Below are 18,040 nucleotides of genomic sequence, written 5' to 3'. Positions count from 1 at the left end.
CTTCAAATTGAAACTTTAACATTCTATAAAACCTTATAAATAGGCAATTTAGAGAAAAATAGTATTGTCATATTATGTTTTCGGATAATACTATGTTCGAGAAGCTAGAACAGGAAATGGTTCTGGAGCTAACTGGGATAATGCTATGTCTTTTGATAACCTAGCTGACTTAGTAAATTCAAGTACCAATAGATTTTTTATAGAAGTTAAACTTTACAAAGGTATTTTAAAAACTAATAAAAAGATTAATTTCAATAATTATCAAACTGTGAAAATTACAGGTGGATATTCTTATGAGATTGATCCCGAAACAGGAAATCCTATTGAAATTGTTTCTAGTGATGCTACACTAACATCTATCGATGGTCAAAACATAACAAAAATATTCAGTTTTGAGAATAATCGAACAGTTGAATTAAACACATTTACCATTCAAAATGCTAATCTAACAACAAGATCAGAGGAAGGTAGTGCTATATCTGTAATCAATACTCCTAAATTAAATTTTAAAGACATTATTGTAAAAAACACTAATATCTCTAACACAAGTGCTGTTTACGTGAATAATGTAGATGATTTTTATTTTGATTTTGTTGATTTCAAAGACAGCTACTACACTTCTACAAATGGTACTAATGCAAGTGCATTGTATGTTAATAATTCTAAAAAAGCTGTTATTGATAATTTTTCTTTTTCAGGTAATAAGTCCTATTTAAATGGTGCTGCATTATATATTAAAGATACTAATTTAGAGATGGAGCAAGTTGCAGGAAATAGTATTGGATTTGATACAAAATTAAATTTTGAAAATAATTATAGTACTAGAAATGGTGGTGGAATTTACAATGATAATAGCGATATTAATCTAACTGCCATTTATTTTATTAATAATACTGCAGAAGAAAATGGTGCTGGTATTTACGCAACACCTACTTCTAAAACTTATTTAAATAGAATTCATTTCATGAATAATACGGCAAAAATTGGAGGTGGTATTTACAATGGAAGTAATCATGAATTGAAAATTCTAAGTTCTTTATTTAGTAACAATAAAGCATCAATTAATGGTGGAGCTATTTACAATGCAAATATCTTAGCTATAACGAATGCTACATTTGTAAAAAATACAAACTCAGCTATTCTTTTTAAAGATGGTTCTAAAACAACTGTTGTAAATAGTATTTTCTATCTAAACACATCTAAATCTACTGACTTTAAAAAAGATATTGCAGCAGAAACGATTGGTTCTTCTTCTTTCACAAATGATATTACAAACAATATTATAGAAGAATATTCTGCTTCTAATAATTTAATTGGTATTGATCCTCTTTTTGTTGATAATAATAGTGATTATACTTTACAAATTCCTAGTCCTGCACTTAATGCTGGTAAAGAAGAATTGTTTCAACAGGTTGCTGGTGGGGCTACTTCTCTATTCCATGATTTAGACAAAAGAAATAGACATTACGGAAATTCTGTCGATCTAGGTGCTTACGAATTAACATTTGATCGTGAGCTATTTTTCCCCGACTGTCCGACTATTATTTCGCCATACGACACTGAGGAAAATGTAACCTTAAGACCAATAATCTCTTGGAATAAAATTGCTAATGCTAGTCAATACAGACTTAAAATTACAGATGAACTTGGAGCGAGTGTAGTTACAGCTACGGTAATAGATTCTTCTATTAGTACAATAAATTATACTGGAATAACTACAGACTTAAAACCAAATACTTGGTACAGTGTTTCAATACAACCAGAAAATACACTTATTGGTATTTTAAAGGAAAACTGTCAAATTTATAGATTTAAGACAGAAAAGATTCCAACAGCACCTACTTGTACAACTGTAAATTCTCCTGCAAACGGAGAAAAGAATGTATCATTAACTCCTACAATTAGATGGAATAAAGTTACTGATGCAACAGCGTATCTAATTACAATAGGAACAACTATTGATGGGAATGATATTTTAAATAATTACAATGTTGGTGATGTAGATAATTTTACACTTACCACTACTCTTTCTCACGCAACAACATACTATGTAAAAGTAACTGCTACGAATACTGTTGGACCAGCAGTTTCTTGTTCTACCAATACCTTTGAAACAATTCCTGCTCCAGATCCTTGTGAACCTGTAAGAATTAGTTTAAATATTACGAAGAATGATGTTTTAGTAAATGTTATAAACGGAAATAGTCCTATTCTTTACAGAATAGATGAATTAGAATGGGTAAGCACAAATATATTCAGTAATGTATCAAAAGGCTCTCATAAAATTGAAATACAAACTGTAGAGGGATGTATAAAAAGTTCTACGTTTATTATTCCTGATTTTTATACTTTTATTTCTCCAAATGGTGATGGCTTGAATGATAAAGTTGATTTCTCATTCTTAGCAACCAAAGAAAATCCTGTTTTTAGAATTTTTGACAGACAAGGAAAAAATATTTTTGAAGGTTCTTTAAGTAATCAATTTATTTGGAATGGAAAATATTTGAATGTAATGCCATTACCGTCCGATAGTTATTGGTTCTTCGCGCAATGGAATGAATTAAATTCTAGTGTGCCAAATAAATTACAAGGATCTATATTATTAAAGAATAAATAAAAAAATTCCACTTCATTTTTGAAGTGGAATTTTTACTTTTCAAGTAATTGAAAGAATTTAATCTTATATTTTTCAATATAAATAAATTATAAATCAAACAAATACGAAAATAATAAATAGGCATTATGCCTTAATTTGTAGTTGCAACTAAAAAATTTTCTTTCAACCATTTTAGTTTATTAAAACTTTTTAGAAATTTTGTTCGAATAGAAATAAATTTCTCTTGAGCATCTATAACTTTATTTTCGCGTGAATTAATTAAGAAGAGTGAACTTTCACCAATTCCATACCTTGTTTCTTCTGCATCTAAAAGCTTTCTATAATTTTGCAGATTATTTCGAGAAAGATTTATTTGAGTATGAAAATTTAAAATTTCATTTTTATAGGTCTCTATTTTAACATCTAACTCTCTACTTTTTATCTGAGTATCTAAAGCATTCTGATTCAGCTTAATTTTAGCTATTTCATAATTTGCTCTTGCTTCTCGTAGAAATATCGGAATTTCTAACTTTAAACCATATTGAAAATTATTATCAAAGAATGGTAAATAATCGGCTGAGTACCCCTCTTTCGTAAAGAAATTATACGTAAAATCTATTTTAGGAAGAAAACTCTGAAATTTTAATCTTCGTTCACTTTCTAAGATATTTTGTTTTTGATTGTAATATAAAATAGATGAATGCGCATCTAATTCTTGAGATTCTACTTCGTCAATTAAAAACTCAAAATCAGAATAAGCTGAATGATTTTCTAATCCATCCGAAGGATAAATCATTGCTGTAAGCTCATACAGTTGTTGATTATCTTTCCATAAATATAACTGAAGCTGCTGTGTACTTTTTACAAAATTTAAAAAAGCATCTTGTCGTTGCAATTCAAAACTTTGCAACTGAGAAAGTGCTTCTATAGTATCAATAGCAGGTACTTCTCCAAAATCTAATGTTTTTCTTGTAAAATCTAAACGCTCTTTATTAATGTCAACAATTTCAGATTTTAATTTATAAATTTCAAAATTCTGAACCCATTCCCAATAGGTATTTTCTGCTTCTAAAAGAAGGTCGTTTGTTAAAACCGTTTGCTCAGCTTCTGTCATTTTCAGTGCAAATTTTGCCTGATCTAACATTGCTCTTCTTTTATCGTACAATAAGTTTTTAGCCAAAGGAATTGTTACACCAAATTGAAATAAACCTCCAACAGTTTCTGTATTACTTAATTTATCTCCTTGTATATGATTGTAACTACCATTAATATCTATTCCATACCAAGTCGGAATACCTAGTTCAATATTTTTTTGTTCATAATACCTTGTTCCATCAATATTCTTTTCTCCTAATTTTGCTGCTAAAACAGGATCAAAACCACCTCTTGCTCTTGTTATTTCTTCCAATGCTATTTTATTCTGAAGTTGATATTTTAAAGCCAGTGGATGATAATTCTTCACCACTGAAATAAATTCTGATGAAGATATTTTTAAAGAATCCTGTCCAAAACTAAAGTGAGAAATTAATAAAACTAAAACAAGGAATACCTTATTTACTTTTTTCATCTTTTGTTGTTTTTGTATTTGCAACCTCGTAGTAATCTGGTGGAAATCCATTTATATTTCGCCATAACTCGTACCAAATAGGAACATCGTTAAGAATTGCAATTCCTTGTGTTCCTGTTCCCATCTTAATTTTTGTTGGCCATTTTTTCTCATTTTTATCTTCAATAACCAATGCTTTAAAAAGACCATTTGGACTAATATTACTTTCTACAGCAACAACTTTTCCTGAAAAAACACCATAACTAGAATCTGGCCAACCAGAGAAAACAATTGCTGGAAAACCATCGAAAATACACATTACACGCTGTCCTTCTTTTACCAATGGCAAATCTACTGGTCGAACATAAATCTCTACAGCATAATCTACTTTCGTAGGAACAATAGTACCAATGTTTTCTCCATCTTTTAATACTTCTCCAATACCAGCTTTGTTCAACTGAACTATTTGACCGTCTTGAGAAGCAATAATAAAGTATAAACCTTGTCTTGCTTTATAATTCGCAACTTGATTTTGAAGTTTTGCAATATCTCCATCACTTCCTTCAATTTGTCCCATACTTTGAAAACGCTCTCCTTCAATTTTACTTAATTTCTCATTGTAATCTTGTGTTACAGCATTTTGCTCAATTTGTGTATTAATGATTTCTTGTTTCGTTTGTGAAACTTTATTCTCATAAGCTGTTTTCTTCGCAATCGAATTCTGATAAGAAATACTTCTTTGTTGAAATTGTGTTAATGAAACTAAACCTTCATCATACATTTTCTTTTGTCTTGCATACTGATCTTCAGAAAGTTTTAGCTCATTTGTTGCTGCAACTAATTCAGCTTCTTCTCCAACTAATTTGTTATTTAACTGACTAATTTTAATTTTAACCTGATTTAATTTTAAATCTCTAGCTGCATTTAAAGCCTCTAATTGATTTTTTGCTGTACCAACTTTAGCTCTATAAAATTCTCTTACGCCTATTTTTGCATCCACTTGTTCTTCTGTACGCTGTACTAACAAAGGATCCATGTAATCTTCTTTTATCTCAGATAGTTGTAAAAGTGTATCTCCTTTAGAAACATAATCTCCATTTTTTACATTCCATTTAATAATTCGTCCAGGAATTGGAGAATTTAATTGTTGTGGACGCTGAGATTGATATAAAGATGAAACATTTCCTTTAACTTTTATATTCTGTGTCCAAGGAAGAAACAACGTAACAATTCCGGCTAAAAGAATGAATAAAAACCATCTTTTAACTCTCGATTTTTTACGAATTTGATATATTTTATCGAATGATTTTAGTTGCATTTTCTTTAATTTTTATGAAATAACTTTAAGTGTTCCATCTTCTAAATGAAGATGTTGATCTGCAAATCGGATAAGCTTATTATTCGACGACACAACAACAATAGTTGTATGCTTTTTTAAGCCATTTAAATACTCAATCATTTTTTCTTGAAATTGATCTGACATTCCGCTCATAGGATTCTCTAAAAGCAATAATCTCTTTTCTCCTAATAATGAACGAAGAAGAAGTACTTTCTTTTTAGAACTAAATGAAAGTTCCGAATCTGTTTCGCTAATTTCTGTTGCAAAACCTTTACTAAATAAATTAGAAATATTTTCTATTCCTAATTCATCAGAAAGTTCTATAATACTTTGTGTATTGCTTTGTGTATTTCCTAAAAGAATATTTTCTTGAACAGTTCCTTGAACAAGTTTTGCACTCTCTAAATAAAGTCCAACACTACTTCTGAAATGTTTCTTATTTAAGTTTTTCAATGGAATTTTATCGTAAAGAATACTTCCTGAGCTCGATTCGTAAAAACCAGCCAACATATTTAAAAGAAGTGATTTCCCAGTACCTGTTTTTCCTGTTATTACTGTTAATGTATTTTCTTGAAGTTTAAAGTTTATATTGTCTAAAATTTTAGGACTATCATTAAAGGCAAATTCTACATCTTTAAACTCAATTGTTGTTCCTTGTTTTTTGTATAAAAGTTCTATATCTCCTTCAACTTCTTCGTCTAATTCTGTTACTTTAGTAAGCTTAGCATAAGAAGCAATCATATCATAATAACTCTCTAAACTAACAATTAACTTTTCTACAGCGGCCATAATTGTTAAAACAACAATTTCTGTTGCAATAAATGCCCCAATATTTAATTGCTGATCCAACATAAGGTAAGTACCTATAGCTAACATTGTAAACGTAATTATTACTTTAAAGGCAATTACTGTTTTGTATTGGAAAACTAGTACTTTAAAGTGAGAAGTTCTATCATCTAAATAATCTGAAACACGGTCATCTGTTCCAATAAGATGCGTTCCTTTTTCTGAATGTATTTTAAATGTTTTTACAGAAGCTGCGACATCTTCTATCCAAGCTGCCGTTTCATATTTCTTATCACTTTCTTCTATACTAGATTTTATTCCACTTTCCATTGTGTAGTAAAATATCATAACAATAGATATAACTACAAGTCCTCCAAATGCTAAAAACCAAGGGTGATAAAAAGCTAATAATAAGATACCAAACAGAATTTGGATTAATGCCGTTGGTATTTCTAAAAGAACTTTTGAAACTCCTTTTTGAAAATTCTGAATATCAAAAAATCTATTCATTAACTCTGGTAAATAATACTTTCTAGTAGTTGATAAGTTTACTTTAGGTAATTTATCTGCGAAAGCCATCGAAAATTCTACATATATTTTTTGTTGAATTTTTTCGATAATTTCAATTACTTTCAATCTAAAATATCCTACAAAGAAAGTTCCGATTACAACAAAGAAAATCAGGATATAAATAGAGGTAACCATTGTTGCTCCTAACACATACCCAATAATAGATTGTATACCTAACGGAATGCTTAAAGACACAAGTCCATTTAGTATTGCATAGAAATAAATATTTGTTACATCTTTTTTCTCTTTTGTAATATAGCGAAGCAGTTTTCTACCGTGTTCGCTTGCTGATATTGATGCCATTGTGTTTATTTGATAAAGTTTGACGTAATATATTTTAAATAATCTAACACATAAACTGTGTGATTCTGTTCTTGATGATTATCTGTAAGATTAGGTAAATGTTCACTAAAAAAATGTTGATCGTGCGCAGTTTCTAATAATGTACTTGCTAAAGAAAAAGGATAAGGAAAATCTCCTTTAACTTCTTCTATGATTACCGCAATAAATTTGCAAAGACTTTCTAATGGAGCAAAAACCATTTCTTTACAAATTTTATCTACTTCTTTTACGAGATAAGATTTACTACTTTCTGATATTACAATGGTATGAAGCTTCTTTATATTATAATCTTCCACTTCTTCACAAGAATTATCATAATGTGTAATAATCTCTAATATCTTATCTAATTTTTCTAATGAGTTTTTAATCTCTTTCGTTTTTAATTCGCAAATAAATTCAATGTAAGACCAATACCAATTCAAAATATAGGTCAATAATTTATATTTTGAAGAAAAATAACGATAATTGTAGCTTCTGTAGAATTTATTTTTACCGCCAATTTTTTGAATGTAAAATGTTCAAATCCTGTTTCAAAAATCAGCTCTATTGCTTGTTTTACAATAGTTTTTCCAACTTCGCTACTTTCTGGATTTTTAAGATATAGTTTTTCGTTTACACTGAATTTCAACTGAAAATTCATCCGTTTTTATTTATTTAATCTTTCCTATCAAAAATACAAGACTATACGCTATAATAGTATTACTATCCGATTAGAATAATATTAAAATGTGATTAGAAAATTGAACATATCATAACCTCGACTTCTAAAAGTCGAGGTTATGATATGTAAAGTTGTGACGATTTTACTCTAAGTGCATAAACGCTTTTTTGCTCAAAAGGCGCTCTTCGCTTTCTACGTGGTTATCATCAGGCACACAACAATCCACCGGACAAACTGCCGCACATTGTGGTTCTTCGTGGAAACCTTTACATTCAGTACATTTATCGGGAACAATGTAATAAACCTCATCACTCACAGGATCTTGCACCGCATCAGCGTCAAAAGTTGCGCCGTCTACGTTTACAATTGTTCCGCTAAGAGAAGTTCCATCAGAATATTTCCAATCTACCGCAGCTTCATAAATCGCGTTATTTGGACATTCTGGCTCACAAGCTCCACAATTTATACATTCATCTGTAATAATTATAGCCATTGTATCTGTTTTTTTATTTCCTACATTTGCAACTACAAAATTACATTTAATTTTCAGAAAAAATGACATTTGAACAAAGGATTTCAGCATTTAACGAATTGGGGCAGTTTTTTAATTTTATTATAAATAATGATTCAATTAAAGACGCGGAACTGACAGAAAAATTCGAGAATTGGAAAGAAGAAGCTGAATATGCGGTGAGCGATGCAGAAGCCTACAACAATTGGTTTACAAAAGATAATATTACGTTAGCCTTGAAAAGTTGGGCAGAAGCTTTAACGGAAGAAAATTTATTGGCTTGGACGAAAGATTATCCATTTGCTGAAACACCAAAAAATGTTGGAATTATAATGGCAGGAAATTTACCTTTGGTTGGTTTTCATGATTTGCTTTCTGTTGTTATTTCTGGAAATAATGCGTTAATCAAAACCTCATCTAAAGATGATAAATTAATCAAATTAGCGATAAAATATTTGTATTCGATTGATGAAAATTTCAAATTGATTATTCAAACTGTTGAACGATTAGAAAATTTTGATGCAGTTATTGCAACTGGAAGTAATAACACGGCACGCTATTTTGAACAATATTTTGGAAAATTTCCTAACATTATTCGTAAAAATAGAACTTCGGTTGCTGTATTGAATGGTTCGGAAACTAATGAAGAGTTAAAGAAATTGGGTAACGACTTATTCATTTATTTTGGATTAGGTTGCCGAAATGTGACGAAACTTTATGTAAAAGATGAAGCGCAATTACCGAAAATTTTCGAAGCTATTTTTTCTTATGGCGATGTGATTAATCATCCTAAATATGCAAATAATTACGATTATAATCGTGCAATATTTTTGTTAGGAAAAGATGAATTTTTAGACAATAATTTTGTTCTAATGAAAAAAGATACAGCTTTACATTCTCCAATTGCAGTTGTAAATTTTGAAGTTTATAAAGATATAAATGATGTAAAAAATTATTTGATCGAAAATGAAAATCAAATACAATGCGTGATAGGAAATGACATGAAAGATAATCCGAATTATGTTGAATTTGGGCAAACTCAATTCCCTAAATTAACAGATTATGCCGATAATATTGATACGCTGAAATTTTTGGCGGAGTTGTAGATGTTAGATGCAAAAATAATTTAATTATAGATTCCTACATTCGTCGGAATGACATTTACTTTATTTCTTGTTGAGCTCGTTTCAACATTGCATCTAAATTATAAATAAACTAAAAGAGAATCCTAAGGATTCTCTTTTAGTTTATTTATTAAAACGTTGCTGCTCCAGCAGTTTCATTTTCTAATTTTCGGTTGATATTTGTTTTCTTACCTTTAGCAAAATCAAAGCTCAAACCAACAACAAACATCGATTTGTTGTCCCAAATTTTCCCTACACGAGAATAATCCACATATTGTTTATCCATCGTTTTTTGCTTGTAAGTCGATGGCATTCCAATCCAATACATTCCAGTAGAAAAAGTCCAATTATTGTACTTATAACTCGCAAAAGCATGGTTCATGTTTTCTTGTGTATACAACAAAGCTCCGCCCAACGTGTAATACGGAATATTAAATTGATAATCTACACGAAAGTTTTTGTAAACAGATGATAATGCAAAATAATTTCCGATATAATCATTCTTCAAAATTCTACCATCTTTCGTTTTAAAACGCTCTGTTGCTGGTGCTATATTTACTTTAACAGCTAAAATATCTGTTCCGAAAGGTTTGATAGAACCTGTAATTTGAACACCGTAACGTTGCGAATTTTGAGCATTTTCGTAGGTTAATTTATATCCTTCTACATTTCCATTTATGATATTTTGCAAATACAATTGATTAATTGGATCTTTTGTATAATGATAAAATGCATTTGTATTTAAATCAAAATATTTTGAATTGAAAGAGTAAATCAAATTATTTCCAAACGATTTCTGAATGGTTAAATACGGATTTCCTTCTTGTGTAATGTTTTCTACAACCTGAATCACGTTTTTACTCAATGCCGAATTCCAAGGACTGGTTGGTTTGTATGAACTCGAAAAACGTAAATTTTGATTCTTCGCTAATTCATAACCCAATACTAATTTTGGTGTAAACGTCCACGTATCTGTGTTTGTATCTTCATTCTTGTTATGAACATTCGTTAATCCAACACCCAAACGATATGACAACTTTTTCGCTTTTCCAGAATATTCAGAATAGATATATTGTTCTAAATAATTTACTTTATTATTCGAAGGACCATTTAAGTTTTCTAATTTATTATCAATTGAATTATTCGAAATTCGATAACCAGAATTTAATTTTCCTTTCTCGAAACTATGTGTATACGCTATTTCTCCTACAATTCCTTTTTGATCAGCTTCTAAATTTGTCAAATAATTATATTGTTCAGCACCAGAAATTGTTTCCCATTCGCGCGTTTCGTCAATCGATTTCGTTGTATACATCGATCCAACTACATTTAAACTTAACTCATCTTTCTTTCCTAATTTTCTCGAATAATAAAGATCTAATGTTGGTTTTGAATAATTAGAATTAGAATGTTTATAGGTTGAATGATTGTTTAATAAACTATTTTGATAGAACAAACTTGTTCCATTCGCATAAGCAAAACTCGAACTGATATTCATATCCAACTTTGCTTGAAAAGCATATTTATCCGAATCCGAATTGGTATATCGCAATGCAATTGTTTGATCCGTATATCCAAAATATTCGTTGCGCTGATTTTCTGTTCTGTAATGAATATTATTTAAGTTATAATCATAAATATTCATCGAAGTACGATCTTTATAATCTCTCAGATAAATGTTATACTCTAATCCAAAGTTACTTTTTCCTTTCGTAAAATTCGCATAAGCAGAACCATTTATAAAACCTGTTGTAAACGCCGAAGTGAGATCCGCACCATATACATAACCATTTTCTGGATTACGCGTAATCAAATTCACCACTTGATCTGCACGATTTGCATAACGCGCTGGCGGAATATCAAAATACTCAACACGCACCACATCTTGCGGTTTCACAGCACGAATTTGATTATCTGTTGCCTCAATTCCATTAATCAATAACAAAGTCGTTCCACCTTTTGTACTTTGTATCGTATTCGAAATTGGATCAACTTGTAATTCTGGTAACGTATTTAACAAATCTTTTGCGTAACGCGCTTTTTCCAACGCTTCTTTATCGAAGGTATAAACTGTTTTGTCCGCAAACATTTTTTTGCGTTGCGATTGAACTAAAACTTCTTTTATTTCGATTGGATTATAGTCGGTTGAGTCCTGCTTTTCATCTTGTCCAAAAGCAAAAATTCCTGATAATGTAACAGCAAGTACAAAAAATTTCTTCATGGTTAATTCTTCTATTAAGAGTTAGTGTATATTTATATGACGCATGAAGAACAAATAAGTTACATAAGAATTGCAATTATTTTTGATAACTTTACGCTAAACAAGATTATTTCGTTTGAAAAAATTATTTCTTTTTATCGCACTTTTTACAAGTTTCAATTTATTATATGCGCAAGAGCAAGCCGAACGTTCGTTGACAGAATATCGTGTCGAAAGTTTTCAAACGCCTTTAGTTACGAAAAAAATGCTATACGATTGGTTAGGAAAATGGGACAATGTTTTGTACACTGAAAACAATCAACCGTTGTTAGTTTGGTCAAATAAAAATATCATTAATGAATCAAATGAAACTTTTACTTTGATTGCATCGAGTGTAGAAAATGATGAAGAAATGTATGGAACTGTTCAGATTTTGACAAGCAAAAAACAAGATGCTTTAGCGAAAGATTCTCCTTTTAGAGAATATTTAAACGAGTTTCTAAAAACCATTTCGAAGAAAGAAAATAAAAACAAAAAGTTTTATAAAGAATATATTAAGGTGATTTATTAAAACTATATCATAAAAAAATCCTTCAAGAAAAACTTGAAGGATTTATATTTTTATAGGAATTAAATTTCTTAATTATTTCGTTTGAAAAAAGAATCGACAAACTCCATTTTATTGAAAGCTTGTAAATCATTGATTCCTTCACCAACACCAATGTATTTTACTGGAATCTGAAATTGATCTGAAATCCCAATTACTACTCCTCCTTTTGCTGTTCCATCTAATTTTGTAACCGCTAAAGAAGAAACTTCTGTTGCTTGTGTAAATTGTTTCGCTTGTTCAAAAGCATTTTGACCTGTAGAACCATCTAACACTAATAAAACTTCGTGAGGCGCATCTGGAATTACCTTTTGCATCACACGTTTTATTTTTGTCAACTCATTCATCAAGTTAATTTTGTTATGCAAACGTCCTGCTGTGTCAATCAAAACAACATCTGCATTTTGGGCAACTGCCGACTGAATGGTATCAAATGCAACCGAAGCAGGATCAGAACCCATCGCTTGTTTTACAATTGGTACACCTGCGCGCTCCGACCAAATTACTAATTGATCTACAGCCGCTGCACGAAATGTATCTGCTGCACCAAGAACCACTTTAAGTCCTTGTGATTTGAACTGAGAAGCCAATTTACCAATCGTCGTTGTTTTACCAACTCCATTTACTCCGACCACCATAATAACATATGGTACATCTTTCTTTGGAATCGAAAAACCATTTGTATCTTCGATATTATTTTCGGAAAGTAAGCCTGCAATTTCTTCGCGAAGAATTAAATCTAGCTCAGAAGTCGAAACATATTTATCACGTTCTACACGTTCTTCTATTCGACGAATAATTTTGATCGTTGTTTCAACACCGACATCAGAAGAAATCAATACTTCTTCTAAATCATCTAAAACCTCATCGTCTACTTTAGATTTACCTACTACAGCGCGACTGATTTTATCAAATAGAGAAGTTTTAGATTTTTCTAATCCTTCATCTAATTTTTCTTTGCTTTCTTTACCTAATATCTTTTTGAACCAACTCATTAATAAGCTAAATTTCTTAAAATTTTGTACGAAGATACATAAAATATAAGGAAATAAAAAAGCCGCCCTGAAAACGAGGCAGCTCAATTAACCTTAAATATTTTTTGTTAAGGAGATGATTTGATTATTTCGTGAAGAAAGAATCTGCTTCATCAGCGTTAACTACTTTTTCAACAAATACGTAAGCTCCAGATTTTGGAGATTTTACCATTTTGATAACTTTGGTCATTTTTTTAGACCCAGTTTGTAGGGTTGCTACCGTTTTCTTTGCCATCGTCTAAAATTTTATTATTTAATCTCCTTGTGAATTGTATACTTTTTCAATACTGCGTTGTATTTTTTCAACTCAATACGATCTGGAGTATTTTTTTTGTTTTTAGTTGTGATATAACGAGACATTCCTGGCATACCACTTTCTTTATGCTCTGTACATTCTAAAATAACCTGTACTCTGTTTCCTTTTTTTGCCATGGTGTCTTAAATTATTTGATTAAACCTTCTTTACGTGCACGTTTAACAGCCTCATCAACTCCTAATTTGTTGATTGTTTTTAAACCGTGTGCAGAAACTCTTAATGTAATCCACTCACCAGTTTCTGGCATAAAAAATCTCTTTTTGAACAAATTCACTTCAAAAGTGCGTTTTGTTTTATTATTAGCATGAGAAACATTGTTTCCCACTAATCTCTTCTTACCTGTAATTTGACAAATTTTTGACATCTTATTTTGTATTGTCCTATTTTAAACGGAGTGCAAAGTAACAAATTATATATTACTTATACAACTCTTTAGGTTATTAATTTTATATTTTTTTCTTATTTTGTTTATATAACAACTTCTGCGCAAGAGTATAAGCCAAGATAATTCCCATTACCAACAGCGCTATCCTCGCGATTACATCGCCATATTTTGTATAAAACGTTAATTCACTATTCATTAAAATTGTACCATTTAAAGCACCCTGCTCTCCATATGGTAAAGACTTCATTATATCTCCTCGCTGATTAACGAAAGCCGAAATACCTGAATTTGCAGATCTAACGATAGCGCGTCTATTTTCAATAGCTCTCAAATTACCATATAATAGTAATTGACGATGACCATCGGTAGAGCCCCACCAAGAATCGTTGGTCATTGTGAATATAACATTTGCGCCTTCTCTCACATATTCTGTTGTATAGTCTCCGTAAATAGATTCGTAACATATAACCGGAGCAACAGTAGCGTTGTTTGTTTTATTCTTGAAAACAGAACGATGAGGTTGAATCCCCAACGTTTTTGTTGTGCCGCCAAAGTTAAGCATAAATTCTCCAATAATTGGCATTAAAATGTTTCGATATGGAAAAATTTCTACTCCAGGTACTAATTTACTCTTATGATAAACTTCTATCGAATCGTTTCCACTTATCTGCAAAGCTGAGTTATAAGCGTCGTACCACGTAATTCCATCTCTCATAACAGATGCCGTTTCCGATGCTAAAGATTGCATTGGATAAATTCGCATAATAGATGCTCCTGTTACAAAATGTAAATCTTTTTTAGTTTTTGTCCATTGCTGAATGTCTTGTATAATTAAATCATCATACATATTATCAAAAATCAAAGCAGATGATCCAGGTACGGCTGTTTCTGGTGCAACAACAAATTGAGTTTTTGGTTTAATATTTTTCAGTGCCAATTGTTTCAATTCTTCATAAATCTGCAAACCATCTTTCATATACTTTTCGTTGTATGGATCAAGATCTGGCTGAAGAACTAACACATCAAGTGCTTTTCCCTTTTCTTCGTAATTCGCATAAATAATATAAGAAATACCAATTGGCACAGCAATTAATAATCCAGCATAAATACCTAATTTGTTTAGATACCTCATTTCTTTCTTATTAATATAAGCCGTCAAATAATAGAATACCGTAATATTAACTAACCAAATCCAAAGTGCACCTCCAAAAGTTCCTGTGTATTCGTACCATTGCACCCATTCGTAATATTTTGCAAAACCATTTCCAAGGTTAAACCAAGGCCAAGTCAACTCCCAATTCAAGGTTAGTTTGTCAAAACTCATCCAAATCGCAGGAAGAAAAACCAATCCATATAAATTACCAGCTTTGGTTTTGACGAAATGATATAACTGAAAAACAATTGACATAAACAACGAATTCGCCACAACGGGAATCAAATAAGCGCTCCACGAATTGTGCAAATCTCCATTCGCGTCCGTTTCTTGTGCATAATGCAACCACCAAATTACAATCGCATTCCAAATAAAGAAAGCTAAAAACGAAAGTCCGAAAATTTTACGTCCTTTTTTCTTAAATTCTGCGCGTTGCGTGATTTGATGTTCTGTCAACATCAAGGGTACAAATCCTATAAATAATAACAATGGAAAACCATGCGATGGCCAACCTGCTGTTAATAATAATCCTGATAAGATTGCGTATGCAATGTATTTTTTTAACTGTCCCGTTTTATTTAACATCAAATGATAAATGATAAAACAAATTGATAATATTAAAGGATTAACTATTAATGAAATACCACTATAAACATCTGATATTGAACTCCAAGTGACAATTAAATTAAAAATGAAAAACATCAGAAAAGATAATCCAGAAATTTTTAAAATTTTATTACTTAATTCTTCATTTGAAAGCTTATTCTCAATGAACATTAAAATTATAAGTAATAAAATTTGTAATGGAAAAATTTGTATTTTCCATATAAATGCAAATAATAAACCTAATATTATTGCGTACGCAATGTATTTTTTCATGTCACAAATTTAAGTGTTCATCGTTCAAAAATAGATGATATTTGTTTGGAATATTTTATAAATCATTTTGGATGAGAACCTGAAAACAAGTTCAGGTTGACTTTCCTTATCATGTTGAACTTGTTTCAATATCTCATTCAGTTTTAATATATAATATGCGAATCGATATAATAATTTGGATTAATTGTTACATCAATCGCTTTTGTAATCGTTGAATTATTAATTGTTTGCCAATTAGTCGTAGGATTGATGATTACATCAGAATCTTTCAAACGTAACGGCATTGCAAATCCATCCACAACATTCGTATAACGATATTCAACTTTATTTCCATTTTGTTTAAGCTCTAAAGTTGGTATTTTAACTGTTCTTAAATATTGATTGAAAAAAGCGTTCAAATTTAAACCAGAAAATTTCGCAATATAATTTTCAATTTGCTCTGTAGTTACAGTTTGATGATAAAATTCTTTGTTTAATCCACGCAACATCTGTCTGAATTTTTCATCATTATTCATCCAAGTTCTCAACGTGTGAATCATATTTGCACCTTTATAGTACATATCGCCACTACCTTCTTGGTTTACGCCATACACCCCGATAATTGGAATATCATTTTGAATTGCCTTTCTCGTTCCACGTACATATTCGCTTGCCGCATCTTTTCCATAATAAGTTTCTGTGAACAAAGTTTCCGAATAAGCCGTAAACGCTTCGTGAATCCACATATCTGCCACATCTTTTTCGGTAATATTATTTCCAAACCATTCGTGACCAGCTTCATGAACGATGATAAAATCCCATTTCAATCCCCAGCCAGAACCTGATAAATCGCGACCTAAATAACCATTCTCAAATTTATTTCCGTACGCAATTCCAGATTGATGTTCCATTCCCAAATGCGGAGCTTCAACAATTTTGAAAGAATCTTCGTAAAAAGGATAAGGTCCAAACCAATGTTCGAAACTTTTCAACATTAATTTTGCTTGTTCAAACTGCGATTTTGCTTTGTCTATATTATAATCTAACACATAATAATCTAAATCCAATTTACCTTTTTCGCCTTCGAAAGTATCTTTGAAATTGACATAATGTCCGATATACGGAATGATATTATAATTATTGATTGGATTGACAACTTTCCATGTAGAAATTGTTTTACCATTTTTCTCTTTCTTAGAAACTAATCGTCCATTACCAACTCCAACCAAATCTTTTGGGGCAATAATTTCCAATTCCATTCCATTATCTGGTTCATCACCTAAATAATCTTTGTTCGGAAACCAAGCACTTGCACCCAGACCTTGTACCGCAACAGACATCCAATCGCGACCTTTTTCATCTTTTGCAAAAATCCAACCGCCGTCCCAAGGTGCTCTCACTGCAACACGAGGATTTCCGTTATATTCTAATTCTAATTGATTTGAAGTATTCTTGATATTTTTTCCGACATTAATAAAATAAACATTTCCATCACGTTTGAAATCAGAAATTTTCTTTCCATTCAATTTTACAGCCGAAACCATCATCGGATCTTGTAAATCTATCTGCAATAAATCTGATTGTTGAGGAGCAGTTTTATCAAATGTAATTGTCGTTTTTCCTTTTATCGATTTTGACTGATAATCTGGCTCTACACTTACTTTATAATGTTTGACATCCCACCAATTTCGGAATTCATTATTCGTTCCGCGAAGCGAATCTTGTCGCGTAAACTCTTGTTTGTTATTAAGTACTTGTGCATTTGTTGTTATCGAGATCAAGCCAAGTAATAGTACTAATTTCTTCATAGTCATTTTTAAAACATATCAAAAATAAGATTATATATTTGATAAATAAGCCAAAAAGCTATGATTACAGAAAAATTTAAAGAAAGAATAAATTATTTAAAAAATAATCACTTAATCGTTGAAGCATTGTACGAAATTTTAGATGAATTGAAATTAAAACATAGTGCTTTTACAGGTTTTACGTTTCGAGAAGAAATCGATCCG

The 18,040-nt window shown here is 30.6% G+C and carries 16 protein-coding genes; 3 read left to right on the top strand and 13 right to left on the bottom strand.

Going from position 1 to position 18,040, the window contains the following annotated elements; all coding sequences use genetic code 11:
- The first annotated feature begins 268 nt into the window (after nt 1-268).
- Entirely contained in the window at nt 269-2,617 is a 2,349-nt protein-coding gene (locus tag N5E64_RS09260; RefSeq protein WP_280037221.1) for a T9SS type B sorting domain-containing protein, read from the top strand.
- A gap of 130 nt (nt 2,618-2,747) precedes the next feature.
- Here N5E64_RS09260 and N5E64_RS09255 read toward each other — a convergent pair whose 3' ends face one another.
- The 6 genes from N5E64_RS09255 to N5E64_RS09230 form a co-directional block, all read right to left on the bottom strand.
- A complete protein-coding gene (locus N5E64_RS09255) occupies nt 2,748-4,163 on the bottom strand; it encodes a TolC family protein (RefSeq protein ID WP_185144165.1) in 1,416 nt (471 codons plus the stop codon).
- Nucleotides 4,147-5,460: an HlyD family secretion protein gene (locus N5E64_RS09250; RefSeq protein ID WP_125349676.1), complete on the bottom strand. Its 1,314-nt coding sequence runs from the start codon at nt 5,458-5,460 to the stop codon at nt 4,147-4,149. Before N5E64_RS09250 ends, N5E64_RS09255 begins: the two co-directional genes overlap by 17 nt.
- 12 nt (nt 5,461-5,472) lie before the next feature.
- The gene (locus tag N5E64_RS09245) at nt 5,473-7,140 is read right to left on the bottom strand and encodes an ABC transporter ATP-binding protein (RefSeq protein ID WP_280037219.1); all 1,668 of its coding nucleotides are present in this window, start codon (nt 7,138-7,140) and stop codon (nt 5,473-5,475) included.
- A gap of 5 nt (nt 7,141-7,145) precedes the next feature.
- Nucleotides 7,146-7,613 (bottom strand): hypothetical protein, encoded by a 468-nt coding sequence (locus N5E64_RS09240; protein WP_280037217.1) that lies wholly within the window; start codon nt 7,611-7,613, stop codon nt 7,146-7,148.
- A complete protein-coding gene (locus tag N5E64_RS09235) occupies nt 7,610-7,819 on the bottom strand; it encodes a hypothetical protein (protein ID WP_280037216.1) in 210 nt (69 codons plus the stop codon). The genes N5E64_RS09240 and N5E64_RS09235 overlap by 4 nt, the downstream gene beginning before the upstream one ends.
- Before the next feature lie 163 nt (nt 7,820-7,982).
- Complete coding sequence (locus tag N5E64_RS09230; RefSeq protein WP_114999046.1) at nt 7,983-8,333, bottom strand: 4Fe-4S dicluster domain-containing protein; 351 nt, start codon at nt 8,331-8,333, stop codon at nt 7,983-7,985.
- A 62-nt stretch (nt 8,334-8,395) separates the two neighbouring features.
- On the opposite strand from N5E64_RS09230, the gene N5E64_RS09225 reads away from it, so the two are divergent.
- Nucleotides 8,396-9,457 (top strand): acyl-CoA reductase, encoded by a 1,062-nt coding sequence (locus N5E64_RS09225; protein WP_280037215.1) that lies wholly within the window; start codon nt 8,396-8,398, stop codon nt 9,455-9,457.
- A 148-nt stretch (nt 9,458-9,605) separates the two neighbouring features.
- Here the strand turns inward: N5E64_RS09225 and N5E64_RS09220 are convergent, their stop codons facing one another.
- A complete protein-coding gene (locus N5E64_RS09220; protein WP_221853925.1) occupies nt 9,606-11,696 on the bottom strand; it encodes an outer membrane beta-barrel protein in 2,091 nt (696 codons plus the stop codon).
- A 115-nt stretch (nt 11,697-11,811) separates the two neighbouring features.
- On the opposite strand from N5E64_RS09220, the gene N5E64_RS09215 reads away from it, so the two are divergent.
- Nucleotides 11,812-12,246, top strand: coding sequence for a hypothetical protein (locus N5E64_RS09215; protein WP_147279960.1), 435 nt, complete (start codon nt 11,812-11,814; stop codon nt 12,244-12,246).
- A gap of 68 nt (nt 12,247-12,314) precedes the next feature.
- Here the strand turns inward: N5E64_RS09215 and ftsY are convergent, their stop codons facing one another.
- The 6 genes from ftsY to N5E64_RS09185 all read right to left on the bottom strand — a co-directional run bounded on the left by ftsY (nt 12,315) and on the right by N5E64_RS09185 (nt 17,836).
- Nucleotides 12,315-13,277, bottom strand: a complete 963-nt coding sequence (gene ftsY / locus N5E64_RS09210) for a signal recognition particle-docking protein FtsY (RefSeq protein WP_114999036.1) — start codon at nt 13,275-13,277, stop codon at nt 12,315-12,317.
- Nucleotides 13,278-13,401: 124 nt separating this feature from the next.
- The gene (locus tag N5E64_RS09205) at nt 13,402-13,551 is read right to left on the bottom strand and encodes a DUF4295 domain-containing protein (protein ID WP_084106961.1); all 150 of its coding nucleotides are present in this window, start codon (nt 13,549-13,551) and stop codon (nt 13,402-13,404) included.
- A 14-nt stretch (nt 13,552-13,565) separates the two neighbouring features.
- Nucleotides 13,566-13,748 carry a 50S ribosomal protein L33 gene (gene rpmG / locus N5E64_RS09200; protein WP_038337065.1) on the bottom strand — a complete coding sequence of 61 codons (183 nt, stop codon included), beginning with the start codon at nt 13,746-13,748 and terminating at the stop codon, nt 13,566-13,568.
- A gap of 11 nt (nt 13,749-13,759) precedes the next feature.
- Entirely contained in the window at nt 13,760-13,996 is a 237-nt protein-coding gene (rpmB, locus tag N5E64_RS09195; protein ID WP_038337064.1) for a 50S ribosomal protein L28, read from the bottom strand.
- Between the two features lie 82 nt (nt 13,997-14,078).
- Nucleotides 14,079-15,755: an apolipoprotein N-acyltransferase gene (gene lnt / locus N5E64_RS09190; RefSeq protein WP_115001967.1), complete on the bottom strand. Its 1,677-nt coding sequence runs from the start codon at nt 15,753-15,755 to the stop codon at nt 14,079-14,081.
- A gap of 437 nt (nt 15,756-16,192) precedes the next feature.
- A complete protein-coding gene (locus tag N5E64_RS09185; protein WP_280037207.1) occupies nt 16,193-17,836 on the bottom strand; it encodes a M1 family metallopeptidase in 1,644 nt (547 codons plus the stop codon).
- Nucleotides 17,837-18,040: the final 204 nt, after the last annotated feature.

The sequence above is a fragment of the Empedobacter sp. GD03739 genome, assembly GCF_029843245.1.
Lineage (GTDB): Bacteria > Bacteroidota > Bacteroidia > Flavobacteriales > Weeksellaceae > Empedobacter > Empedobacter falsenii_B.
This window is presented reverse-complemented; position numbering and strand designations above follow the sequence as displayed.

Bases quoted from the DNA above. Each gene is read 5' to 3' on its own strand.
- N5E64_RS09255 (WP_185144165.1), bottom strand. From the start codon at position 4,163: ATGAAAAAAGTAAATAAGGTATTCCTTGTTTTAGTTTTATTAATTTCT.
- N5E64_RS09235 (WP_280037216.1), bottom strand. From the start codon at position 7,819: ATGAATTTTCAGTTGAAATTCAGTGTAAACGAAAAACTATATCTTAAA.
- N5E64_RS09230 (WP_114999046.1), bottom strand. From the start codon at position 8,333: ATGGCTATAATTATTACAGATGAATGTATAAATTGTGGAGCTTGTGAG.
- N5E64_RS09245 (WP_280037219.1), bottom strand. From the start codon at position 7,140: ATGGCATCAATATCAGCAAGCGAACACGGTAGAAAACTGCTTCGCTAT.
- N5E64_RS09250 (WP_125349676.1), bottom strand. From the start codon at position 5,460: ATGCAACTAAAATCATTCGATAAAATATATCAAATTCGTAAAAAATCG.
- rpmB (WP_038337064.1), bottom strand. From the start codon at position 13,996: ATGTCAAAAATTTGTCAAATTACAGGTAAGAAGAGATTAGTGGGAAAC.
- N5E64_RS09185 (WP_280037207.1), bottom strand. From the start codon at position 17,836: ATGAAGAAATTAGTACTATTACTTGGCTTGATCTCGATAACAACAAAT.
- N5E64_RS09220 (WP_221853925.1), bottom strand. From the start codon at position 11,696: ATGAAGAAATTTTTTGTACTTGCTGTTACATTATCAGGAATTTTTGCT.
- rpmG (WP_038337065.1), bottom strand. From the start codon at position 13,748: ATGGCAAAAAAAGGAAACAGAGTACAGGTTATTTTAGAATGTACAGAG.
- N5E64_RS09225 (WP_280037215.1), top strand. From the start codon at position 8,396: ATGACATTTGAACAAAGGATTTCAGCATTTAACGAATTGGGGCAGTTT.
- N5E64_RS09205 (WP_084106961.1), bottom strand. From the start codon at position 13,551: ATGGCAAAGAAAACGGTAGCAACCCTACAAACTGGGTCTAAAAAAATG.
- ftsY (WP_114999036.1), bottom strand. From the start codon at position 13,277: ATGAGTTGGTTCAAAAAGATATTAGGTAAAGAAAGCAAAGAAAAATTA.
- lnt (WP_115001967.1), bottom strand. From the start codon at position 15,755: ATGTTAAATAAAACGGGACAGTTAAAAAAATACATTGCATACGCAATC.